Consider the following 22,736-nt stretch of genomic DNA (forward strand, 5'->3'; position numbering starts at 1 on the left):
CCGGTGCCATGTCACAGCCTGCGATCGCACCCCAGATCACCTATCCCGAGCACCTGCCGGTCTCTGCCCGCCGGGACGAGATCAAGGAGGCGATCGAGCGTCACCAGGTGGTCGTCGTCGCCGGTGAGACCGGGTCCGGCAAGACCACCCAGCTGCCCAAGATGTGCCTGGAGCTGGGCCTGGCCGAGCACGGGATGATCGGGCACACTCAGCCCCGCCGTATCGCGGCACGATCTGTGGCCGAGCGCCTGGCCCACGAGCTGGACACCGAGATCGGGCGCACGGTCGGCTATCAGGTCCGCTTCACCGCCGAGACCTCGAAGCAGACCCAGGTCAAGGTGATGACCGACGGCATCCTGCTGGCCGAGATCCAGCAGGACCGGATGCTCTCGCGGTACAGCGTGATCATCATCGACGAGGCTCACGAACGCTCTCTGAACATCGACTTCCTGCTGGGCTACCTGCAGCGGCTGCTCCCCCAGCGTCCGGATCTGAAGGTCATCATCACCTCGGCCACGATCGATCCAGACTCCTTCGCCCGCCACTTCGGCCGGCCCCTGACCGAGCAGGACTCCGGGCAGGACCGCGAGCGCGCGGTGGACGGGGTCGTCCCCGCCCCGGTGATCGAGGTGTCCGGCCGCACCTTCCCCGTGGAGATCCGCTACCGTCCCCTCTCCGCACCGGCGGAAGCGGATGACGAGTACGAGGAGACCGACGACGCCGAGGAGACCCGCGACCCGGTGGACGCGGTCTGCGATGCCGTGGACGAGCTCTCCCGGGAGGCACCGGGAGACATCCTGGTGTTCTTCCCCGGCGAGCGCGAGATCCGAGATGCGGCCGAGGCCCTGGCTCCGCGCGTGGCGGCCAATCGGCGACTGGCCGGCACCGAGATCCTGCCGCTCTACGGTCGGCTCTCCATGGCCGAGCAGCACCGGGTGTTCAGCACGGGAACGACACGGCGGATCGTGCTGGCCACGAATGTGGCCGAGACGTCGCTGACCGTGCCGGGCATCAAGTACGTGATCGACACCGGCACCGCGCGCATCTCCCGCTACTCACACCGCACCAAGGTCCAGCGGCTGCCGATCGAGCGGATCAGCCAGGCCAGTGCCAACCAGCGCTCGGGCCGCTCCGGCCGCACCAGCGACGGCATCGCCATCAGGCTGTACTCGGAGGAGGACTTCGCCTCCCGCCCGGAGTTCACCGACCCGGAGATCCTGCGCACCAATCTGGCCGCCGTGATCCTGCAGATGTGCGCCATGGGCGTGGCCCGGACCCCAGCGGATGTGGCCGACTTCCCGTTCCTGCAGCCCCCGGACACCCGTCAGGTCACCGACGGCGCCACCCTGCTCACCGAGCTGGGCGCCCTGAACTCCGGTCAGCCGGAGCGGGATGCGCAGGGCCGGACCCGCACCTTCCCCAAGGGCACCATCACTCCGGTGGGGCGGAAGCTGGCACGGCTGCCCGTGGACCCCCGTCTGGGCCGGATGATCCTGGAGTCCGGCACCCGGGGATGTGTGCGCGAGGTCATGGTCCTGGCAGCGGCGCTGACCATCCAGGATCCCCGCGAGCGTCCCACCGAACAGCGGGCCGCCGCGGATGAGCAGCACGCGCGCTTCACGGATGCGAACTCGGACTTCACCGGGCTGCTGAACCTGTGGGCGTATCTGCGCGATCAGCAGAAGGAGCTCTCCGGCAACCAGTTCCGCAGGATGTGCCGCGCCGAGCACATCAACTATCTGCGGGTGCGCGAGTGGCAGGACCTGGTCCAGCAGCTGCGCCAGCTGGCGAAGTCCGTGGACATCTCGGTCTCGGCCGGCCCCGTGGACCCGGTGGGTCAGCACGAGCCGGTGCACCGCTCCATCCTCACCGGCCTGCTCTCCCACATCGGCTCCTGGGACGAACGCAAGCGAGAGTACGCCGGCGCCCGCAACACCCGGTTCGCAGTGTTCCCCGGCTCGGCGCTGTTCAAGAAGAGGCACCCGTTCGTGATGGCCGCCGAGCTGGTGGAGACCTCCCGGCTCTGGGCCCGCATGGTGGCCAGGATCGAGCCGGAGTGGGCGGAGGAGGCCGCCGGGTCCCTGGCCAAGCACACCTACAACGAGCCGCACTGGTCCCGCCGCGCCGGCTCCGTGGTGGCCCGGGAGAAGGTCACGCTGTTCGGTGTCACCCTGATCCCGGACCGCGCGGTGCGCTACGGGAGGATCGACCCGGTCCTCTCCCGTGAGCTGTTCATCCGTCACGCCCTGGTGGAGGGCGACTGGCGCACCCGGCACCGCTTCTATGCCCGCAACCAGCAGGCCCTGGCCGAGGTGGAGGAGCTGGAGTCCCGGCTGCGCCGGCGTGACCTGCGCATCTCCGACGAAGACCTCTTCTCCTTCTACGATGAGCGCGTCCCAGCCCATGTGGTCTCCGAACGGCACTTCGACTCCTGGTGGAAGAAGGCTCGGCATCAGACCCCGGAGCTGCTGGACATCAGTACCGAATCCCTGCTCGCTGCTGACGCCGAGGAGCTGGACACCGATCAGTTCCCCACCACCTTCCACCACCCCACGGATGGCGGTGGGATCGAGCTGGACCTGGAGTACCAGTTCAACCCGGCCGCCGGGCCGCAGGAGTCGGACGGCATCACGGTGACCATCCCGGTGCTGCTGTTGAACCAGATGGACCCAGAGCGATTCCGCTGGCTGGTGCCGGGGCTGCGCGCCGAACTGGTCACCGCACTGATCCGTTCCCTGCCCAAGGCGGTGCGCAAGAACTTCGTCCCCGCCCCGGACGTGGCCCGCACGGCCGTGGAGCAGCTGGACCAGGAGGCAGATCCCCTCCACGACGATCTGCTGCCCGCCCTGGAGCTGACCCTGCGCCGGATGCGCGGCGTGGTCATCCCCCCGGACTCCTGGAACCCGGCCTCCGTCCCGGACCACCTGCGGATGGACTACCGCGTGGTGGACTCCCGCGGAGCCGTGGTGGGCGCCGGTCCTGACCTGGCCGCACTGCAGGATCGTCTGGCCCAGGCCAACCGCACGGCCATCGCCGAGTCCCTCGCCCAGGCCGGTGGCACCGGCCTGATTCCCGACGGCGGCGCACCGGTCCCAGCGCCCTCTCCCGGAGGGCGTGGGCCGGGCACCGGTGCCGGGCGCCGCGGTGGGAAGAACGCTGCAGGTGCCGCGGGCTCCGTGCCGGGGGGCACCCCCGGTGACCGGGGAGGCCGAGAGGCGGGGCCGTCGTCGGGAGCTGATCCAGGGGCCGGCACCTCCGCGGTGGCCGAGCGTCACGGGATGACCGCCTGGGAGGTCGGGGATCTGCCGCGCAGGGTGGAGAGCACCGTGCGGACCGGGCAGAGCGTGCAGCAGATCACCGGGTACCCGGCGCTGGTGGCCGAGACCCTGCCGGACGGATCCCCCGCGGCAGGCCTGACCGTGATGCGCACACCAGAGGACCAGCGCACCGCGCACCGTGGCGGAGTGGGCGCGCTGCTGCTGGCCCAGGTGCCCAGCCCGCAGCGCTACGTGCTGGACCACCTGGACAACCGAGAGAAGCTGACCTTCACCCAGAACCCCCACGGGTCCGTGGACCAGCTGGTGGCCGACTGCACCCGTGCGGCGATCGACCGGCTGCTGCCAGAGGATCTGCCGTACACCGAGGCCGAGTTCCGCCGGCTCTTCGAGCGGGTGCAGGCCGAACTGATCGACACCGTGTTCGCGGTGACCGCCGTGGTCGAGCGGATCCTCTCTCGAGGCGTACAGGTGCGCAAGGCCCTCAAGGGCACCGTCTCACTGGCCATGGCCCCGGCACTGAACGACATCAAGTCCCAGCTGGGGCAGCTGGTCTTCCCCGGGTTCGTGGCCACCACCGGATGGGCCCATCTGCAGCATCTGCCCCGCTACCTGGAAGGGATGCAGAAGCGGATCGAGAAGCTTCAGGCCGGCGGTGCCGTGCAGCGCGATGCCCGGGACATGGCCGTGGTCCAGGAGCTGGAGGACGCCTTCGACGCCGCCGTGCAGCAGGTGCGGGCACGCCGTCCGGGGCAGCCGATCCCGGCCGCGTTGGACCAGGTCCGATGGATGATCGAGGAGCTGCGGGTGAGCTACTTCGCCCAGGAGCTGGGCACCGCGGTCTCCGTGTCCGAGAAGCGGGTGCGCCAGGCGCTCAAGGCAGCCGCCGGCTGAACAGAGGATCGGAGGAGGCGGACAGCCCGGATCAGGCCTCGGGGACGAACTCGGCGTGACCGGCCACCCGTAGCCCGGCGCGGATCTTCTCTGCGGCGGCGTCCAGATCCGCAGGGTCCGGGTTGTTGTCCACGCGGCTCAGGTCGAAGTCGTCCAGGGAATTGGACGGCCAGACATGCACGTGCAGGTGCGGGACCTCATAGCCGGCGATCATCAGTCCGGCCCGGCGGGCGCCGAACGCCTCCACCTGGACCCGGCCGATGGTCTGGGCCACGCGGGCCAGGTGCCCCACCAGCTCCGGGTCGGCGTCCGTCCACAGGTCCACCTCGGCACGGGGCACCACCAGGGTGTGTCCGTGGGCGATCGGCCCGATGGACAGGAAGGCCACACAGGACTCGTCCTTCCAGACGAACCGGCCGGGCAGCTCTCCGTTGATGATGCGGCTGAAGACGGTGGTCGAGGGGCTCATGGGCTTCTCCTTCGGTCGGTCTGTCTGGAATGGGGGTCGTGCGGTCTGCGACGCAGTTCAGTCCCCGGTGGCCACGGGCCGTCCGGGTGTGTGGGACCAGGCGGACCAGGACCCGGGGAACAGCGCCGCGCGGATCCCGGCGATCTGCAGGGCGGCCACCACATGGGCCGCCGTCACGCCCGAGCCGCAGTAGGCGCCGACCTCGGTCCGTCCGTCCTGACCGGCACCGAGCGCGGCGAACCGTTCTGCCAGCATCTCGGCCGGCAGGAAGCGGCCGTCCTGCCCGAGGTGAGAGGTGGCCGGGGCGTTCAGCGCGCCGGGGATGTGTCCGGCCTGTGGGTCCAGGGGCTCCTGCTCGCCGCGGAACCGTTCGGGCGCGCGGGCGTCCAGCAGCAGACCGTGCTCCGGCAAGGCGGCGGCGGCGTCGATGTCCAGCACCGGCATCCCGTCCCACCGGGTCCGGGCGGACCCGTGCACGGGGATGACCTCCCCGGCCTGCAGCGGCAGCCCGGCCTCCCGCCAGAGCTGCAGTGCCCCGTCCAGCAGATAGGCCGTGCGGATGCCCGCGTGGCGCAGCAGCCACCAGGCCCGTGCCGCCGAGGTTCCGGCGGAGTCGTCGTAGACCACCACGGTGTCGCCGTCGTCGATCCCCCACATGCGCACCGCCCGGCTGACGTCCTCGGGGCTGGGCAGGGGATGCCGCCCGTCCTGGGGTTCACCGTGGCCGGCCAGCTGATCATTGAGGGAGACGTAGACCGCCCCGGGCAGATGGCCCTGCAGGTGGTCCTCATGGGCACCGCCGCCCAGCGGTGTCCACCGCACATCCAGCAGCTTGACGGTGCCGGCCCGGGGTGCCGGGGTGGCCGGGACGAACCCGGGTCCGGTCCTCGGGGCCACCGTGGAATCGGCGCGCTCGGCCGGGTCGAGGTCCACACCCAGCCAGTCGGCCAGCACCCAGGGGTCCACCAGGACCGGATCGGTGACCGGAAGCAGGCCGCTCATGCGCGTGCACCGGGCGTGGCCGTCGTCGGGAGGTCCTGGCCGGTGCCGCCCCCCGGGACCTGGACGCTCTCCCCCACTTGCAGACGGGTCAGCTCGGCGCCGTTCGCCTGGGCGAAGCCGCCGGTGAGCTTGAGATAGATGCCGTGTCCGTGCTCGCTGAGCAGGCCGTCATGCACGGGGATGAGCTGACGGGCCCCACGGGCGGCCATCAGGCGCAGGAAGTCGATGCTCTCGGAGACCTTGGCCCACGGAGCGTTGAGCGGGACCAGGACGGTGGCGGGTCGGTGCTCCCCCGGCACCGCGAAGCAGTCGCCCGGATGGTAGACAGCACCGTCCAGGACGTAGCCGATGTTGTCCACGCGGGGGATCTCCATGTGGATCATGGCGTGGTCCCCGCCCACGGTGTCCACACGGAACCCCGCCGCCTGGAACGACTCCCCCGGCACCACGGTGTGGACCTGTCCCGTCTCCGCCCCGGCCTGGACGACAGCGGAGCGCAGACGGTCGGCGGCGGCCTGAGGCGCGTGCAGCTGCACGTTCGAGTGCGCGGCCAGGTGGGCCAGCACGGGAGCATCATCCACGTGGTCCGCATGCTCATGGGTGATCAGGATGTGGTCTGCACCCTCCAGCGCCGCCGGGACCTCGGTGAAGACGCCGGGGTCCAGCACCAGCACCTGCCCGTCCTTCTCCACACGTACACAGGCATGCCCGAGCTTGGTCAGGGTCAGGGCGCCGGCGGCAGAGGCCTGCGTGGCGACGGGCGCGGAGTCGGTGGTGCTCACCCGTTCAGCCTACCGACCCGCTGGTACCCTGCAAGGGATGATCGAGCAGCCCTCCACCCCCGCAGCACCCGCCTCGTCGGCGTCCTCCCGCAGCACCCCCGCCCCCGTGCGGCAGCGGTCGACCCCCCAGAAGGCGGCGGTCAACCGGGTCCTGGACGAGCTGCCGGACTTCGTCTCCGCCCAGGACCTGTTCCAGCTGCTGCGTGAACGCGGCGAGAAGGTCTCTCTGGCCACGGTGTACCGGACGCTGCAGCAGCAGGTGGAGGACGGCACCGTGGACATGCTCACCCCGGACGACGGCGAGGCCCGCTACCGGCGCTGTGCGGTCGAGGAGCATCACCATCACCTGGTGTGCCGCCGCTGCGGCAGCACGGTGGAGATCCTGGCGCCCACGGTGGAGTCCTGGGCGGCCCAGACCGCCGCCGAGCACGGCTACACCTCCGTGGAGCACACCGTGGAGATCTACGGCCTGTGCCCAGCCTGCTCCGCAGAGTCCGCCGCGTCGCCTGACTCTGCCGCGTCCGACCACGCCTGATCCGCCACCACCCCGGACTCGGGCAGCACCTGCACGCCTGGCCCGCACTCCGGATCGTCGATGAACGTCCCGGCCGGACGGTGGATCGAGCCCAGCCCGTAGACCGACTCCAGGTTCTCCTGGGTCAGCACCTGCCCGGGCGTGCCGGAGGCCACCACGCGCCCGCCCATCAGGATCACGTGGTCGGCGGCACGCGCCTCATCCAGGTCATGCGTGGTCAGCACCACCGAATGTCCATGGTCGGTCTCGGCGTGGATCAGGTCGTCGATGGTGCGGGCCGAGACCAGGTCCAGTCCGGTCATCGGCTCATCGAGCATCAGCAGCTCGTGGCCCTGGGCGATCCCCTGGGCCACGTACACGCGCTGGCGCTGACCCCCGGAGAGCTCGTCCAGGTGCCGGTGGGCCAGATCGGCCACGTCCATCTGCTCCATGGCCTCCTGCACCGCGGCCCGGTCCTCGCGCCGGAACGGACGGAACCAGCCCAGGGAGGGATACCGTCCCATCCGCACCACGTCCCGCACGGTCATCGGAGTGCCCTCCGGGTACACCACGGACTGCATGACGAAGGAGATCTGGTGCCGGGCCTGCTCCACCGGCTGGCCGAACACGCGCAGGGTGCCCGAGCTGGGCGTGAGCACGCCGGCCATGGCTTGCAGCAGGGTGGACTTGCCCGAGCCGTTGGGCCCGATCACCGCCGTCACCGTCCCGCGCGGCACCCGGAACCCGGAGCTGCGCACCGCCAGGTGGTCTCCGTGCCGCAGCACCAGACCGTCGGCCTCCACCACCCAGTCCTGGCTCTCACCGGACATCGGCGCCCACCTCCAGAGCAGATTCACGACGACGGCCCCGGGAGCTGCGCGCGGACCGCAGGGTCTCGCGGACGGCCAGGACCAGGAAGAACAGCACGATGGGCACCAGGGCCATGGTGGCCGAGCCGGCGGTGCCGATCCGGTAGCTGAGCACCAGCCCGCACCAGACCGAGAACAGGGCGATCAGCACCGACCACGCGAACATGGCCGGCACAGTGCGGGAGATCAGCGCCGCCGTGGCCGGGGGGCCCACCAGCAGGCCGAACACCAGCAGGGTGCCCACGGCCTGGAAGCTGCCGATCACCGACGTGGCGATCAGCACGAGCAGCAGCATGTGGGTCAGCTGGGGCCGCATCCCCAGGGACCGGGCCTTGGGCGGGGCGAAGGACAGGGCCATCATCGGACGGTAGAGCAGCACCGCCAGGACGATCACCGCCACGGCCATGATCGACTGCACGCGGATGTCCTCCCAGCTCACCCCCAAGGCGTCGCCGAACAGGATGCTGGTCAGCGAACCGGTGTAGGAGTCCGAGCGGGAGATCATCACCACGCCCAGGGCCATCATGCCCACGAACAGCAGGCCGATCGAGGTGTCCTCCTTCAGCGTGGTGCTACGGTGGATCAGCTCGATCCCGCCCACCATGGCCACAGCGGCGACGGCGGCGCCAAGGTAGGGCGAGAAGTCGAAGAGGACTGCGGCGGCGATCCCCGGGATCACCCCGTGCACGAAGGCGTCCCCGAAGAAGCTCATGCCGCGCAGCACCAGCCACACGCCCACGACGGAGGACATCACCGCGGCGATCATCCCGCCGATCAGGGCACGCTGCTGGAAGCCCAGAGTGAAGGGCTCAGCCAGCCAGTCGATCAGCTCCATGCGTCCAGCCCCCTCACGTCAGGGCGTCGGCGAGCGCACGGGCGTTGAAGACCATGGCCTCCGCGTAGGTCTCTGCTCCGGAGCCGGCCGGGCCGATCCCGCTCTCGTAGAGCTCCACCACGGGCACGTCGCCGACCTCCTGGGCCACGGCCTGGACGGTGCTGCTGCCGGCCCCCACGCTGGTCAGCAGGGCGTCGGCGCCGCTGTCGCGGATCTGGTCCACCAGGGCGGCCAACTCCTGCGAGGAGGGCTCAGCATCGGTGGACCCTCCGGGGATGACCACCCCGGAGACCTCCAGCCCGTAGGCCTCGGCCAGGTAGTTGTAGGCGGCATGGTCGGTGACCAGGGTGCGCCGGTCCTCGGGGATCTCAGCCAGGATCTGCGCCACCTGCTGGTCCACCTCTGCCAGGTCGGCCTTCACCTCGCCGCCGCAGTCGGCGTACCTCGGCTCGCCCGTCTGCTGGGCCAGGTCTTCACCCATCACCTCAGCGGCCTGGGCCATCCGGCCGGCGTCCATCCACACATGCGGGTCGAGCGGACCATGGTCGTGTCCGTCATGCGCGTCACCCTCAGCCTCGTCGGCGTGCTCGGCATGCTCTTCGGCCGTCTCGCCGGCATGGTCGTCATGTCCATCCACAGCGGTGAACGGCAGCGGGTCCAGCTCCGGGGCGACCTCCAGGATCGTGGCACCGTCTGCCGCGGCGTTGGACAGGGCCGCCTCCAGCCCGGCCTCCAGGCCCAGCCCGTTGGCGAAGACCATCTCGGCCCCGGCCATCTGCGCCACCTGCTGCGAGGATGCGGAGAAGTCATGCGGATCGTCCCCGGGGCCCATCACGGCCACCGACCCCGTGCCGACGCAGTCGGTGATCTGGCCCAGCACGCTGCCCAGCTGGGTCGTGGTGGCCACCGCCACCACCTCTCCCTGAGGAGCGCTCGAGGTGGCCTCAGCCCCCTCCGGTGAGGTGCCGCCGTCGGGACCTGCGCCGCAGGCCGAGAGGGTCAGCAGGGCAGTCAGGCCCAGCGCGCCAGGCATCAGGGCACGACGACGGCCACGCACCAGGGCGGGCACGCTCGGGGAGTGCGTCATGGGGGTTCCTTCCCGGCCGGACGGCGCCGACAGACGAGATGAGTTATTGCGAATCGTTAGCAATATAGCACGGTGCTGCAGCCCGTTCGGACGCACCTCACCCGTCGAGGTCAGCGCGATTCGGAGGACTGCTTCCGCCCACGGATCCGACTGGCGTTCTGCGCCTGGGTGGCGTCGTGGATCTCACCCACCAGCACCTCCAGCACATCCTCCAGGAACAGCACGCCCACCGTCTGGCCAGAGGCGGAGATGACGCGAGCCAGGTGGGAGCCGGTGCGTTGCATCAGGCTCAGTGCATCCTCGATCTCGTCCTGGGCCCCCACGTTGGCCAGCGACCGGACCTTGGTGACGGGCACCGACTCCTCGTAGCGGGACTCCGGCACCGTCATGACGTCCTTCAAGTGCAGGTACCCGGTGTAGGCGCCGTCGGTGTCCTGCAGCACGAACCGGGAGAACCCGGTGCGGCCCACCGCGATCTCGAAGGAGCGGGGGTCCACGTCGGCGGGCAGGGTGACCACATCGGAGACCGGAACCATCACGCTCTCGGCGGTGTAGTCCGAGAACTCCAGGGCACCGGAGATCAGTCCCGAGCCGTCGTCCACCAGCCCGGTCCGGGTGGACTCGGCCACGATCGACTGGACCTCCTCCAGGGTGTAGGTGGAGGTGACCTCGTCCTGGGGCTCGACCTTCATGGCCCGCAGCACCAGGTTCGCGGTGTGGTTGAGCACCCAGATCACCGGGTGCAGGATCCGGCTGATCCACACCAGCGGGGTGGCCAGCAGCAGCACCGCCTTGTCCGCCATGGACACGGCCATGTTCTTGGGCACCATCTCACCGAAGGTCACATGGAGGAAGGTCACGATCAGCAGGGCGATGACGAAGGCGGAGACGTCCGCCACCCCGGTGGGCACGCCCACGGCCTCCAACGGGATGACCAACAGGTGGTGGATCGCCGGCTCGGCCACGTTCAGGATCAGCAGCGAGCACACGGTGATGCCCAGCTGGCAGACCGCGAGCATCTGGGAGACGTGCTCCATGGCGAACAGCGCGGTCTTGGCGCGGGCCGAGCCGGATTCGGCCTTCGGCTCGATCTGACTGCGCCGGGCGCCCATGACGGCGAACTCGCCGCCCACGAAGAAGGCGTTGGCCAGCAGCAGCACCACCAGCCACACGATGCCCATGACGTCCTCGCTCATCGGGTCACCTCCCCTGCGGCTCGATCCGTGCGGCCGATCCGGCTGCCGCGTCCACCTCGGCCGGACTCACGGGAGTCCGACACCGGGGTGAGCTCGTCCGCCGGCGTGCGCTCCTCCGGGATGAACTTGATCCGATCGATGCGTCGACCGTCCATGCGCTCGACCTCCAGGATTCCGCCCTCGGCTTCCACCTTGTCCCCGACCTCGGCCACCCGCCCCAGAACGGCCATCATGTACCCGCCGACGGTCTCATAGGCACCGCCCTCCGGCACCTTCAAGGTCGCGATCTGGGCCCCGGCCTCGTCCGGACGCATCAGACCGGGAAAGTACCATTTGCCCGAGGCGGTCTGCAGCACGCCGGGGGTGATGCGGTCGTGCTCGTCCGAGACCTCGCCGACGATCTCCTCCACCAGGTCCTCGAGGGTCACCACCCCGGCGGTGCCCCCGTACTCATCCACCACGACCGCCATCTGCAGGCTCGCCTCGCGCAGCTCGGAGATCAGCTGGTCCAGGTGCACCGTCTCCGGCACCCGTCCGATGTCGGTCATCACGGTCGCAGCCACCAGGTCGGCACGGCGTGCGCGAGGCACGGCCACGGCCTTCTTGACGTGGAGCACGCCGCGGATGTCGTCCGGGGACTCCCCCAGCACCGGGAAGCGGGAGAAGCCGGTGCGCCGTGCGGTGTCGATCACCGACTCCAGAGGCTCCTCGGCATCCACGGTCTCCATCCGGATGCGCGGGGTCATCACATCGGCCGCCGTACGGTCGGAGAAGCGCAGGGTGCGGTCCAGGAAGGTCGCAGTCTGCTCATCCAGGGTGCCCATGGCCGCCGAGCGGCGCACCAGCGAGGAGAGCTCCTCCGGCGTGCGGGCTCCGGAGATCTCCTCCTTGGCCTCGAAACCCATGGTGTGCAGCACGCGGTTGGAGAAGCCGTTGAGCAGGATGATCGCCGGGCGGAACACGGCGGTGAACATCAGTTGCGGCCGGGCCAGCAGCCGCCCGACCTGCATCGAGCGGGCGATCGAGAGGTTCTTGGGGACCAGCTCACCGATCAGCATCGAGAGCAGGGTCGCGATCACCATGGCCGCCACCAGTCCCATCGAGGCGGCCGCTGACTCGCTCAACCCCCAGGAGATCAACGGGCCCTGGAGCAGGCGTCCCAGGGAGGGCTCCATCAGGTAGCCGGTCAGCAGTGTGGTCAGGGTGATGCCCAGCTGGCATGCCGAGAGCTGGGTGGACAGGGACTTCAGGCACTTCAGCAGCGGCTCAGCGCCCTGGTCCCCCTCGTCCACCATCCGCTGGACCGTCGGCACGTCCAGGGCGATCATGGAGAATTCGACGGCCACGAAGAACCCGGTGCCGAGGATCAACAGCAGGCCGATGGCCAGCAGCAGCCATTCCACAGTCAGCACTCACCTCCGAGGACGTGCCGACCGCACCGGCCGGGGATCACGCGCTGAGCGCGCGTGTCAGGACCGGGATGACGGGATGAGCGGGGACTGGAGGGCTCCATTCCGGCCGCGGTCGAATGACGGCGGCAACGGGTGGTGGCACCGGATCGGTGTCTGTCCATAGCCAGGCCAGTATACGGAACGCTCACCAGGACTGCGGCAGCGGCCGACCCTCCTCGTACCCGGCGGCGGACTGGACGCCCACCACGGCCCGCGCACGGAACTGCTCCAGGTCCACCGCACCGGCATAGGTCATCGAGGACCGGACGCCGGCGGTGATGGAGTCCAGCAGGTCCTCGACCGAGGGGCGGCTGGGCTCCAGGTACATCCGCGAGGTGGAGATGCCCTCTTCGAACATCGCCTTGCGCGCCCGCGAGTACGCGTCCTCGGTCCGGGTCCGGTTCTGCACCGCCCGTGCCGAGGCCATCCCGAAGCTCTCCTTGTACTGACGGCCTTCGGCGTCCACCAGCAGGTCCCCGGGGGACTCATAGGTGCCGGCGAACCAGGAGCCGATCATCACCTGACTGGCGCCGGCGGCCAGGGCCAGGGCGACGTCGCGGGGGTACCGCACGCCGCCGTCGGCCCACACCCTCTTGCCCAGGTCGCGGGCGGCCTCGGCGCATTCGAGCACCGCAGAGAACTGGGGGCGTCCCACAGCGGTCATCATGCGCGTGGTGCACATGGCGCCCGGGCCGACGCCCACCTTGACGATGTCCGCGCCGGCGGCCACGAGCTCACGCACCCCGGAGGCGGAGACCACGTTGCCGGCCACGATCGGCACCGGGACGTCCAAGGCCCTGATCGCCGAGAGAGCCTCCATCATCTTGCGCTGGTGCCCGTGTGCGGTGTCCACCACCAGCACGTCCACCCCGGACTCCACGAGGGCGCCGGCTCGCTCGGCGACATCCCCGTTGATGCCGACAGCGGCTCCGAGCCGCAGCGCGCCCTGATCGTCCAGGGCAGGCCGGAACAGGCTCGAGCGCAGGGTGCCGGCCGGGGTCAGCACCCCGACCAGGCGCTGTCCGTCCAGCACGGGCGCATAGGGGGACTGCGCCGCGTCCATGGCCAGGAAGATCTCGCGCAGCGCGTCCGGGCCCGCCAGTCCCTGCTCGTCCAGATCCAGCTGGGCCACGGGAATCGTGATCGAGGGCTGCCGCAGCACGCTGGAGACGGTGGCGAACCGGTCCACGTCCTCGCAGTCCTCGGCACGGACGATGCCGACGAAGCGCTCTCCGTCCTCGCCGGAGCCCTTCACCACGCACACCGCGGCGTGGTTGCGCTTGCCCAGCAGGTGCAGCACATCCAGCACCGTGTCCTGCGCGCGGACCGTCACCGGGGTCTCCACCACGGCGTGCCGGGTCTTGATCCAGCGGGTCACGTCCTGGATGACCTCCAACGGAACATCCTGGGGAAGCACCCCCAGACCGCCACGCCGGGCCATCGTCTCGACCATGCGCCGCCCCGTCACGGCGGTCATGTTCGCCGAGACCAGCGGGATGGTCGTGCCCGTTCCGTCGTCGGAGGAGATGTCCACGTCCATCCGGCTGGTGACCTCCGAATGGGAGGGCACCAGGAAGACGTCGGCATAGGTCAGATCAGTGGCCGGTGCAGTGAGGAACCTCATGTGCTCCACTATCGCACCTGATCCAACACCAGCATCTCAACGACGTCGTCGCGCCTGGTGGCCGCGGGGTCCAGACAGTCACTATGCTGGAGTCCAGGAATGCCCATGGCCGGGCGGGCGCAGCCCGGCGCACAAGAGACCCCAATGGAAGAGGCGTATCCACCGTGCCAGAACTGACGTCCGACCAGATTTCCGCGGAGTTCCCCGGAAACGAATGGCTCGTCGCGGACATCTACGACAAGTACAGGACGGACAGGTCCTCGGTGGACGCCCAGTGGGCCGCCATCTTCGAGCGGCTCGAGTCCGGTGGGTCGAAGGACGAGGGGGCAGCCCCGGCCCCCTCGGCGGCGAAGACCTCCGCTGGCGGTGGCCCGTCTGCCCAGGCCACCGAGACCGTGACCGACTCCCCCAAGGATCCGGGCGAGGCGTCCGACTCGGGCAAGCCCACTCCCCAGGAGCCGAAGAAGTCCGCCTCGTCGGCGAAGAACGAGAAGACCCAGAAGAAGGACGAGACCAAGACCGCTGCCTCGTCAGCGCAGAAGGCCACCACTCCCAAGCCCACGGTGAAGCGCTCCGGCGCCCCCTCCACCGCGCCGGTCCCCTCCGAGCCGACCAAGGCCACCAAGAAGGACGCCCCCGACCCGGCTGAGGACAAGGTCACTCCCCTGCGCGGCATCGCCAAGGCAGTGGCCAAGAACATGGACGCCTCGCTGTCCATGCCCACCGCCACCACGGTGCGTGATGTCCCCGCGAAGGCGCTGATCGACAACCGCATCGTCATCAACAGCCACCTCAAGCGCTCTCGCGGCGGCAAGGTCTCCTTCACCCATCTGATCGGCTACGCGATCGTCCGCGCCCTGGCTCAGTTCCCGTCCATGAACGTGCTCTACCGCGAAGAGGACGGCAAGCCAGTCATGGTCGAACCGGCCCACGTGAACTTCGGTCTGGCCATCGACCTGCCCAAGCCCGACGGCACCCGCACCCTGGTGGTGCCGAACATCAAGGCCGCCGAGACCCTGGACTTCATGGAGTTCTGGCAGGCCTATGAGGACCTGGTCAAGCGCGCCCGCGACAACAAGCTGGGCATGGACGACTACGCCGGGACCACCGTCTCGCTGACCAACCCCGGTGGCATCGGCACCGTGCACTCCGTGCCGCGCCTGTCCGAGGGCCAGGCCGCGATCATCGGTGTGGGCGCACTGAACTACCCCGCCGAGTTCCAGGGGGCCGCCGAGAAGACGCTGAACAAGCTCGCGGTCTCCAAGACCATCACCCTGACCTCCACCTATGACCACCGGGTCATCCAGGGTGCCGGCTCCGGTGAGTTCCTCAAGCTCATCCATGGCCTGCTGCTGGGCGAGCAGGACTTCTACGACGAGATCTTCCACTCCCTGCGCATCCCGTACGAGCCGGTGAGCTGGAAGCCGGACATCCAGGTCAACCCCGAAGACCAGATCAACAAAGTCGCCCGCATCCAGCAGCTGATCCACGCCTACCGCGTGCGCGGACATCTGATCGCCGATGTCGACCCGCTCGAGTACGTGATGCGTCGTCACCCGGACCTGGACATCCTGCAGCACGGACTGACGCTGTGGGACCTGGAGCGGGAGTGGCCCACCGGCGGCTTCGGCGGCAAGCCCATGCTGACCCTGCGCAGCATCCTGGGCGTGCTCCGCGATGCCTACTGCCGCAACACCGGTGTGGAGTACATGCACATCCAGGACCCGACCGAGCGTCAGTGGTTCCAGGACGAGCTGGAGCACCCGTACTCCAAGCCCACGCGCGAGGAGCAGCTGCGCATCCTGGGCCGGCTCAACGCCGCCGAGGCCTTCGAGACGTTCCTGCAGACCAAGTTCATCGGCCAGAAGCGCTTCTCCCTTGAGGGCGGTGAGTCCCTCATCCCGCTGCTGGACGGGGTGATCTCCGGGGCTGCCGACGACGGCCTGGACGAGGTCGCCATCGGCATGGCCCACCGCGGCCGTCTGAACGTGCTGACCAACATCGCCGGCAAGACCTACGCCCAGGTCTTCCGCGAGTTCGAGGGCACCTCGGTGCCCGGCCAGGTCCAGGGATCGGGCGATGTGAAGTACCACCTGGGCACGGAGGGCACCTTCGTCTCCGACCGCGGCAACCGCACCAAGGTGACCTTGGCCGCCAACCCCTCCCATCTGGAGGCGGTCAACCCGGTCCTCGAAGGCATCGTGCGTGCCAAGCAGGATCGGCTGGACCGTGGCGCCGACTCGACCACCTCGTTCTCGGTGCTGCCGATCCTGGTGCACGGTGACGCCGCCTTCGCCGGACAGGGCGTCGTCGCGGAGACCCTGAATCTCTCGCAGCTGCGCGGCTACCGCACCGGTGGCACCATCCACGTGGTGGTCAACAACCAGGTCGGCTTCACCACCCCGCCCACCTCGGCCCGGTCCTCCGTCTACGCCACCGATGTGGCCAAGACCATCCAGGCGCCGATCTTCCACGTCAACGGCGATGACCCGGAGTCGGTCGTCCGTGTGGCCCAGCTGGCCTATCAGTACCGCCAGCGGTTCAACAAGGACGTCGTGATCGATCTGATCTGCTACCGCCGCCGCGGTCACAACGAGGGCGATGACCCCTCCATGACCCAGCCGCGCATGTACAACCTCATCGAGCACAAGCGTTCGGTGCGCAAGCTGTACGTGGAGAACCTCGTCGGACGCGGTGACATCACCCAGGACGAGGCCGACTCGGCCATGAAGGACTACCAGCAGCGCCTGGAGCGGGTCTTCTCGGAGACGCATGAGGCCCAGACCTCGCCGATCCCCGTGGTCGGCACCGGTCTGCAGTCCCTCACCGAGGATGAGAAGGACTTGGTCCCCGCCGCACCGGAGACCACCGCGATCTCCGAGGAGATGCTCCAGCGCATCGGGCAGGCCCACCTGGACGTCCCGGAGGGCTTCACGGTCCACCCCAAGCTCCAGGCCCTGTTGGAGAAGCGCGCCAAGATGTCCGTCAACGGGGACATCGACTGGGGCTTCGCCGAGCTGGCCGCCTTCGGTTCGCTGCTGATGGAGGGGGTGCCTGTCCGCCTGGCCGGCCAGGACTCCCGCCGTGGCACGTTCGTCCAGCGCCATGCGGTCTTCCATGACCGAGTGACCGACGACGAGTGGACGCCACTGCGTCACCTCTCCAACGATCAGGCCAAGTTCTGGATCTACAACTCCCTGCTCAGCGAGTATGCCGCCCTCGGGTTCGAGTACGGCTACTCCGTGGAGCGCTCGGATGCCCTGGTGCTCTGGGAGGCCCAGTTCGGCGACTTCGTCAACGGTGCCCAGACCGTGATCGACGAGTTCATCTCCTCGGCTGAGCAGAAGTGGGGACAGTACTCCTCGGTCGTCATGATGCTGCCGCACGGCTACGAGGGACAGGGACCGGACCACTCCTCCGCACGCATCGAACGCTTCCTGCAGATGTGCGCCGAGGACAACATCCGCGTGGCCAACCCGTCCACCGGCGCCAACCACTTCCACCTGCTGCGGGAGCAGGCGTACTCGCGTCCCCGCCGTCCGCTGGTGATCTTCACCCCCAAGCAGCTGTTGCGCCTGAAGGCCGCTGCCAACTCGGTGGCGGACTTCACCCAGAAGGGGTTCCAGGCGGTCATCCCTGACGAGCAGGCCAGCTCGTCGACCACCACCGTGCAGCTGGTCTCAGGTCGGCTGTACTACGACCTGCTGGCCCGCCGGGAGAAGCACAAGGACACCAAGACCGCGATCGTGCGCGTGGAGCAGCTCTACCCGCTGCCCGTGGAGCAGATCCAGGCCGAGCTGGACAAGTACCCGAACGCCCAGGTCCTGTGGGTCCAGGACGAGCCCGCGAACCAGGGACCGTGGCCGTTCATGGCGCTGAACCTGCTGCCGCAGCTGGAGCGCGAGGTCACCCTCGTCTCCCGTCCGGCCTCGGCGTCCACCTCCACCGGCACCAAGAAGCGTCACGACCAGGAGGCCACCGTCCTGCTGGATGAGGCCTTCGGCGGCTGACCGGTCCGACTCAGCGCATCAGCCGGTGCTGGGGTCAGGTCCTCTCACGATGACCCGGCCCCAGCCCCGGCTGGATTGCTACAGTGACGGACAACTCCGAACGTGAGACCGCACCGGCGGCCAGCCGGTGACGGAAGGAAAGGGACAACGTGGAGATTCGACGGATCCGCATCGCCTCCGTGGGCAACGAGCTGTTGGCCGGGGTGGGAGATCCACGAGCCTTGGGCTGGCTCGGCCGCGTCCTGGCCAAGACCTCGGCACCCGGGGTCCAGCTGGAGAGCTACGTGCTGGCCCAGCCGGGAGAAGGCACTGAAGCCCTCTCGGCCCGCTGGCAGCGTGAAGCCGAGGCGCGCTACAGCGAAGAGACCGAGAACCGGCTGGTGATCGGGCTGTCCGATCTGGACCTGGACCTGGAGACCTCCACAGCACGGGCTCGGCTGAACCTGGCCAACATCCTGGACCGGGCCGCTCAGCTGGACATCCGCACCCTCGTGGTCGGTCCCGTCCCCTCCCTGGACAATGAGCGCAATGCCCGGCTTGCCGAGCTCAACACCGCCTACCTGGATGTGGCGGACCGACGCCGTCACTACTACGTGGACACGTTCACCCCCTTGGTGAACCACGAGCAGTGGCGCAATGACCTCGCCGCCGGCCACGGCCTGCCCGGTCAGGCCGGCTACGGGCTGATCGCCTGGCTGGTCCTGCACCGCGGCTGGTACCAGTGGCTGGGTGTTCCCGAGCCCACCGCCTGATTCGATCCGCATCCCACCCCTGTGAGAAGATGGACGGCAGAGTACGGGTCCCCCGTGTCTGCCCTCGAACCGAAGGAGTCGCCATGAGCAAGCGTGGCCGCAAGCGGCGTGACCGCAAGAAGAATGGTGCCAACCACGGCAAGCGTCCCAACGCCTGACCTGGTGTTCCGGCCCAGCGCCGGTTGAATGCACTCAGACCCCGCCGATCGGGACGGTTCCTCCGTCCGCCCCGGCGGGGTCTGCTGTGTCTGGTGGACTTGTTCTCAGGAACAGGTGGGGGCGCCCCGGCGGGGCACCGAGGGCTCAGTGACCGGAGTGGGTGGTCTCCACACGGATCTGGCTGATCCGGGTCATGATGCGCACCTTCAGCTGGTCAGGGGCCTTCTCGCAGCAGCTGCGGCGGACCACCGAGCGGATGATGCACTCCAGGTCGTAGGCACGGGTGCAGTCCTCACACTCCTCGAGGTGATGACGCACCTCCTCCAGATCCTGATGGGTCAGGGCCCCGTCCAGGTACTCGTAGAGTCGCTGGATCCTGGCGTCCTCGCAGTCGCCGATCTGTTCACAGTCTCGATTCTCCGAGCTCACTGGTCGGCCTCCTGTCCTGCTGGTGCTGTGTTCGGGGTCGTCTTGGTCTTCTTGGCGGCACTCCTGCGTGCGGCCTTCTCCACGTCCATGCCGCGTTCCCGGGCATAGTCCGTGAGCAGCTCGCGGAGCAGCTTGCGCCCGCGGTGCAGCCGGCTCATCACCGTTCCGATCGGGATGTCCAGGATCTCGGCGATCTCCCGGTAGGCGAAGCCCTCCACGTCCGCGAAGTACACGGCCAGGCGGAACTCCTCGGGAATGGACTGCAGGGCCTCCTTGACATCGGAGTCCGGCAGCCGGTCCAAGGCCTCGGTCTCCGCCGACCGCAGGCCGGTGGAGGTGTGCTCGGCCGCCTGGGCCATCTGCCAGTCCTCGAGGGTGTCCATCGTGGACTGCTGAGGCTGACGCTGACGCTTGCGGTACAGGTTGATGTACGTGTTCGTCAGAATCCGGTACAGCCAGGCCTTCAGGTTCGTCCCGGGCTTGTACTGGTGGAACGAGGAGTACGCCTTGGTGTAGGCCTCCTGCACCAGGTCCTCGGCGTCCTGAGGGTTGCGCGTCATGCGCATGGCTGCGGAGTAGAGCTGGTCTACATACTCCATGGCATCGCGTTCGAACCGGGCGCGGCGCTGGGCCTCGCTCTCGGACTGCACATCCACCCCAGGCAGGTCATGGGTCACCGGGTCGCCGGTGGCGTTCTGAGTCTCCATCACCGGCCAGTCTACGGCGGGCCGGGGAGGCAACCGCGGAGGTGCCTCCAGAGTGAGCGGTGGGGTCATGGCAGGTACAGCGTCGTCCCTCCCCGGGATATTCCGTGCCCGGTATCCTGGAGGACGGGACCCGCCCTCGCTGAGGGGTCCCCGCGCGCACAGCGCCAGCACCCCCGCGACCCCGATGATGGAGACCCCGTGACCCCAGCCGACCCCTGGCCCGCACCCCGCCCCGCCGGCCCGGTGGACGGCACCGTACGGGTGCCTGGATCCAAGTCGCTGACCAACCGCTGGCTGCTGCTGGCCGCTCTGGCAGACGGGCCCAGCACCCTGCACGGCGTGCTGGACTCCCGGGACTCCCGGCTGATGCTCCAGGCCCTGCAGGCTCTGGGCGCCCAGGTGACCTGGGCGGGCCCTGACACGGTGCAGATCACTCCCCTTCCCCACCGGCCCGACGTCGGCTCGGTCACCATCGACTGCGGCCTCGCCGGCACGGTGATGCGGTTCATCCCCGCCGTGGCCGCCTTGACCACCGGCGGCGTCACCCTGGACGGAGACCCCGAGGCCCGGGTCCGCCCCATGGGTCCGGTGCTGCGGGCCCTGGAGCAGCTGGGTGTGCGGATCGATGCCCCGGAGTCCGCTGGCCCTGAGCCGACCACGCTGCCGATCACCGTGCACGGGACCGGCGAGGTCCGAGGAGGCCGGGTGGAGATCGATGCCTCCGGTTCCAGCCAGTTCGTCTCGGCACTGCTGCTGGCGGCCCCCCGATTCGCCCAGGGACTGCATCTGGTCCACACCGGCCGGTCCGTGCCCAGCCCGGAGCACATCGCCATGACCGTCTCGGTGCTGCGGCAGGCCGGCGTGGAGGTGGACGATTCGGTGCCTGGAACCTGGCGGGTGGCCCCGGGCCCGGTCCTCGTCCGTGAGACCACGGTGGAGCCGGACCTGTCCAACGCCGGCCCGTTCTTGGCAGCGGCCGTGGTCACCGGCGGCACGGTCCGCATCCCTGACTGGCCGGCCGAGACGACTCAGATCGGAGACCGCTGGCGCCAGATCCTGCCCCGGTTCGGCGCCACGGTGAGCTTCGAGCCGGGCACGGAGTCGACCGGCACGCTCACCGTGACCGGGTCGATCGACACGGACGGGACTCCCACGATCTGCGGTCCCGGTGAGATCGCCGGGACCGCAGAGCTGGCTCCCACGGTGGCCGCGCTCTGCCTGCTGGCGGACGGCCCGTCCTCCCTGACGGGGATCGGCCATCTGCGTGGGCACGAGACGGACCGACTCTCCGCCCTGGCCACCGAGACCGCTCGGGTCGGCGGAGCGGTCCAGGAGGGCACGGACCGCCTGGACTTCGCTCCGGTCTCGCGCAGGTCGCTGAAGCCTGAGGTGATGCAGACCTATCTGGACCATCGCATGGCCACCTTTGCGGCCGTCGTCGGGCTGGCTATCCCGGAGGTGCAGATCCAGGATGTGGCGACCACGGCCAAGACCATGCCGGACTTCCCGCAGATGTGGACCGCGCTGATCGGCACGGCCCAGCCCGGGAGCGGTGCATGAGCCGGCCGGGCCGAGGGGTCTCGGCGCGCGACTGGGACGAGTCCGATGTCCGAGTCCGCCCGAACAAGAAGGGGTCACGCCCGCGGACCAAGGACCGCCCCGCGCATGAGGATGCCGTCCAGGGCCGCGTGATCACCGTGGACCGCGGTCGCTACACGGTGCACCTGCCGCAGGACGCCCACGGCCCGGCACGTGAGGTCAGCGCCATGCGGGCCCGGGAGCTGCGCCGTCAGCCCGTGGTCACCGGGGATCTGGTGGGCCTGGTGGGCGATCTCTCCGGGGCCGAGGGCACGCTGTCCCGGATCGTGCGGATCGAGGACCGGGAGACGGTGCTGCGCCGGTCCGCGGACGACTCCGATGCCGTGGAGCGCGTGGTGGTGGCCAATGTGGACACCCTGGTGATCATGGTGGCCGCGGCGAACCCCGAGCCGCGCACCGGGTTCATCGACCGCGCCCTGGTGGCAGCCTACGATGCCGGAATCGAACCGGTGCTGTGCATCACCAAGACCGACCTGAAGGACCCGGCGGAGCTGCTGGCCCACTACCGGGAGCTGGAGCTGGAGGTCCTCACCTCCGCCTCGGACTCCCCCGTGGACACCGGCTCCCCGGACCAGGACCCGGCCCTGGACCCGGACCTGCTGACGGCGCTGCGGGACCGGCTGGACGGTCACATCTCCGCGCTGGTGGGGCCGTCCGGCGTGGGCAAGTCCACCCTGATCAACGCCCTCACCGGCGCCGAGCGGGCCACCGGGCATGTGAACGCGGTGACGGGGCGCGGCCGGCACACCTCCTCCTCGGCCCTGGCCCTGCCGCTGCCCAGTGAGGACGGCAGCGTGCGGGAGGACACCTGGGTGGTGGACACCCCTGGCATCCGCTCGTTCGGCCTGGGCCTGGTGGACCCGGACCGGGTGATCGAGGCCTTCGACGACCTCTCCCCCGCCCTGGCCGACTGCCCCAAGGGCTGCACGCACGCCGAGGGGGCGGTCGGCTGCGCCCTGGACCCCTGGGTGGCCGACGGGCACGCCGGTCCGGCCGGGCCGCGCCGCCTCGAGTCGCTGCGGCGGCTGCTCGCCGGCCGCTCGGACGCGCCGGTGACTGCACCGCCTCGCGACGGGCGGTAG

General features: G+C 69.5%; 18 protein-coding genes. 7 read left to right on the forward strand and 11 right to left on the reverse strand.

Going from position 1 to position 22,736, the window contains the following annotated elements; translation table 11 throughout:
• Positions 1–8: 8 nt before the first annotated feature.
• Entirely contained in the window at positions 9–4,169 is a 4,161-nt protein-coding gene (gene hrpA, locus BM355_RS03675) for an ATP-dependent RNA helicase HrpA (RefSeq protein WP_091694736.1), read from the forward strand.
• A 31-nt stretch (positions 4,170–4,200) separates the two neighbouring features.
• Here the strand turns inward: hrpA and BM355_RS03680 are convergent, their stop codons facing one another.
• Genes BM355_RS03680 through BM355_RS03690 form a run of 3 tightly spaced genes read right to left on the reverse strand, consistent with a single transcriptional unit; the run spans position 4,201 to position 6,422 of the window.
• Positions 4,201–4,638 carry an HIT family protein gene (locus tag BM355_RS03680; RefSeq protein ID WP_091694739.1) on the reverse strand — a complete coding sequence of 146 codons (438 nt, stop codon included), beginning with the start codon at positions 4,636–4,638 and terminating at the stop codon, positions 4,201–4,203.
• Between the two features lie 57 nt (positions 4,639–4,695).
• On the reverse strand, positions 4,696–5,640 hold the full coding sequence (locus BM355_RS03685) for a sulfurtransferase (RefSeq protein WP_091694742.1): 945 nt from the start codon (positions 5,638–5,640) through the stop codon (positions 4,696–4,698).
• On the reverse strand, positions 5,637–6,422 hold the full coding sequence (locus BM355_RS03690) for an MBL fold metallo-hydrolase (protein WP_245760576.1): 786 nt from the start codon (positions 6,420–6,422) through the stop codon (positions 5,637–5,639). Before BM355_RS03690 ends, BM355_RS03685 begins: the two co-directional genes overlap by 4 nt.
• Positions 6,423–6,459: 37 nt before the next feature.
• On the opposite strand from BM355_RS03690, the gene BM355_RS03695 reads away from it, so the two are divergent.
• Entirely contained in the window at positions 6,460–6,957 is a 498-nt protein-coding gene (locus BM355_RS03695; protein WP_091694745.1) for a Fur family transcriptional regulator, read from the forward strand.
• Here the strand turns inward: BM355_RS03695 and BM355_RS03700 are convergent.
• The 6 genes from BM355_RS03700 to guaB1 form a co-directional block, all read right to left on the reverse strand.
• Positions 6,885–7,766, reverse strand: coding sequence for a metal ABC transporter ATP-binding protein (locus tag BM355_RS03700; RefSeq protein ID WP_091694750.1), 882 nt, complete (start codon positions 7,764–7,766; stop codon positions 6,885–6,887). The genes BM355_RS03695 and BM355_RS03700 overlap by 73 nt on opposite strands.
• Entirely contained in the window at positions 7,756–8,640 is an 885-nt protein-coding gene (locus BM355_RS03705) for a metal ABC transporter permease (protein WP_177227819.1), read from the reverse strand. Before BM355_RS03705 ends, BM355_RS03700 begins: the two co-directional genes overlap by 11 nt.
• Before the next feature lie 13 nt (positions 8,641–8,653).
• Positions 8,654–9,727, reverse strand: a complete 1,074-nt coding sequence (locus BM355_RS03710; RefSeq protein ID WP_245760577.1) for a metal ABC transporter substrate-binding protein — start codon at positions 9,725–9,727, stop codon at positions 8,654–8,656.
• Positions 9,728–9,837: 110 nt separating this feature from the next.
• Positions 9,838–10,923, reverse strand: coding sequence for a hemolysin family protein (locus BM355_RS03715; protein WP_091694754.1), 1,086 nt, complete (start codon positions 10,921–10,923; stop codon positions 9,838–9,840).
• Positions 10,920–12,326 (reverse strand): hemolysin family protein, encoded by a 1,407-nt coding sequence (locus BM355_RS03720; protein ID WP_091695360.1) that lies wholly within the window; start codon positions 12,324–12,326, stop codon positions 10,920–10,922. Before BM355_RS03720 ends, BM355_RS03715 begins: the two co-directional genes overlap by 4 nt.
• Before the next feature lie 193 nt (positions 12,327–12,519).
• On the reverse strand, positions 12,520–13,998 hold the full coding sequence (gene guaB1 / locus BM355_RS03725) for a GMP reductase (RefSeq protein ID WP_091694758.1): 1,479 nt from the start codon (positions 13,996–13,998) through the stop codon (positions 12,520–12,522).
• Between the two features lie 164 nt (positions 13,999–14,162).
• On the opposite strand from guaB1, the gene BM355_RS03730 reads away from it, so the two are divergent.
• From BM355_RS03730 to BM355_RS14915, 3 genes are all read left to right on the forward strand, one after another.
• On the forward strand, positions 14,163–18,008 hold the full coding sequence (locus BM355_RS03730) for a multifunctional oxoglutarate decarboxylase/oxoglutarate dehydrogenase thiamine pyrophosphate-binding subunit/dihydrolipoyllysine-residue succinyltransferase subunit (protein ID WP_091694763.1): 3,846 nt from the start codon (positions 14,163–14,165) through the stop codon (positions 18,006–18,008).
• A gap of 149 nt (positions 18,009–18,157) precedes the next feature.
• A complete protein-coding gene (locus BM355_RS03735) occupies positions 18,158–18,760 on the forward strand; it encodes a GDSL-type esterase/lipase family protein (RefSeq protein WP_091694767.1) in 603 nt (200 codons plus the stop codon).
• A gap of 83 nt (positions 18,761–18,843) precedes the next feature.
• A complete protein-coding gene (locus BM355_RS14915; protein ID WP_143109412.1) occupies positions 18,844–18,918 on the forward strand; it encodes a 50S ribosomal protein bL37 in 75 nt (24 codons plus the stop codon).
• A gap of 145 nt (positions 18,919–19,063) precedes the next feature.
• Here BM355_RS14915 and rsrA read toward each other — a convergent pair whose 3' ends face one another.
• Both rsrA and BM355_RS03745 read right to left on the reverse strand, forming a co-directional pair.
• Positions 19,064–19,348, reverse strand: a complete 285-nt coding sequence (gene rsrA / locus BM355_RS03740; protein WP_091694771.1) for a mycothiol system anti-sigma-R factor — start codon at positions 19,346–19,348, stop codon at positions 19,064–19,066.
• Positions 19,345–20,055 (reverse strand): sigma-70 family RNA polymerase sigma factor, encoded by a 711-nt coding sequence (locus BM355_RS03745; RefSeq protein WP_091695363.1) that lies wholly within the window; start codon positions 20,053–20,055, stop codon positions 19,345–19,347. Before BM355_RS03745 ends, rsrA begins: the two co-directional genes overlap by 4 nt.
• Before the next feature lie 198 nt (positions 20,056–20,253).
• On the opposite strand from BM355_RS03745, the gene aroA reads away from it, so the two are divergent.
• Both aroA and rsgA read left to right on the forward strand, forming a co-directional pair.
• The gene (gene aroA / locus BM355_RS03750) at positions 20,254–21,615 is read left to right on the forward strand and encodes a 3-phosphoshikimate 1-carboxyvinyltransferase (RefSeq protein ID WP_245760578.1); all 1,362 of its coding nucleotides are present in this window, start codon (positions 20,254–20,256) and stop codon (positions 21,613–21,615) included.
• Positions 21,612–22,736 (forward strand): ribosome small subunit-dependent GTPase A, encoded by a 1,125-nt coding sequence (rsgA, locus tag BM355_RS03755; RefSeq protein ID WP_091694781.1) that lies wholly within the window; start codon positions 21,612–21,614, stop codon positions 22,734–22,736. The genes aroA and rsgA overlap by 4 nt, the downstream gene beginning before the upstream one ends.

Origin of the sequence: Micrococcus terreus, from assembly GCF_900116905.1 — a bacterium.
GTDB classification, from domain to species: Bacteria; Actinomycetota; Actinomycetes; order Actinomycetales; family Micrococcaceae; genus Citricoccus; species Citricoccus terreus.

Excerpts from the sequence above, each read along its gene's own strand:
- hrpA (WP_091694736.1), top strand. The coding sequence starts at position 9 with ATGTCACAGCCTGCGATCGCACCCCAGATCACCTATCCCGAGCACCTG.
- BM355_RS03680 (WP_091694739.1), bottom strand. The coding sequence starts at position 4,638 with ATGAGCCCCTCGACCACCGTCTTCAGCCGCATCATCAACGGAGAGCTG.
- BM355_RS03685 (WP_091694742.1), bottom strand. The coding sequence starts at position 5,640 with ATGAGCGGCCTGCTTCCGGTCACCGATCCGGTCCTGGTGGACCCCTGG.
- BM355_RS03695 (WP_091694745.1), top strand. The coding sequence starts at position 6,460 with ATGATCGAGCAGCCCTCCACCCCCGCAGCACCCGCCTCGTCGGCGTCC.
- BM355_RS03700 (WP_091694750.1), bottom strand. The coding sequence starts at position 7,766 with ATGTCCGGTGAGAGCCAGGACTGGGTGGTGGAGGCCGACGGTCTGGTG.
- BM355_RS03705 (WP_177227819.1), bottom strand. The coding sequence starts at position 8,640 with ATGGAGCTGATCGACTGGCTGGCTGAGCCCTTCACTCTGGGCTTCCAG.
- BM355_RS03710 (WP_245760577.1), bottom strand. The coding sequence starts at position 9,727 with ATGACGCACTCCCCGAGCGTGCCCGCCCTGGTGCGTGGCCGTCGTCGT.
- BM355_RS03715 (WP_091694754.1), bottom strand. The coding sequence starts at position 10,923 with ATGAGCGAGGACGTCATGGGCATCGTGTGGCTGGTGGTGCTGCTGCTG.
- guaB1 (WP_091694758.1), bottom strand. The coding sequence starts at position 13,998 with ATGAGGTTCCTCACTGCACCGGCCACTGATCTGACCTATGCCGACGTC.
- BM355_RS03745 (WP_091695363.1), bottom strand. The coding sequence starts at position 20,055 with ATGGAGACTCAGAACGCCACCGGCGACCCGGTGACCCATGACCTGCCT.
- rsgA (WP_091694781.1), top strand. The coding sequence starts at position 21,612 with ATGAGCCGGCCGGGCCGAGGGGTCTCGGCGCGCGACTGGGACGAGTCC.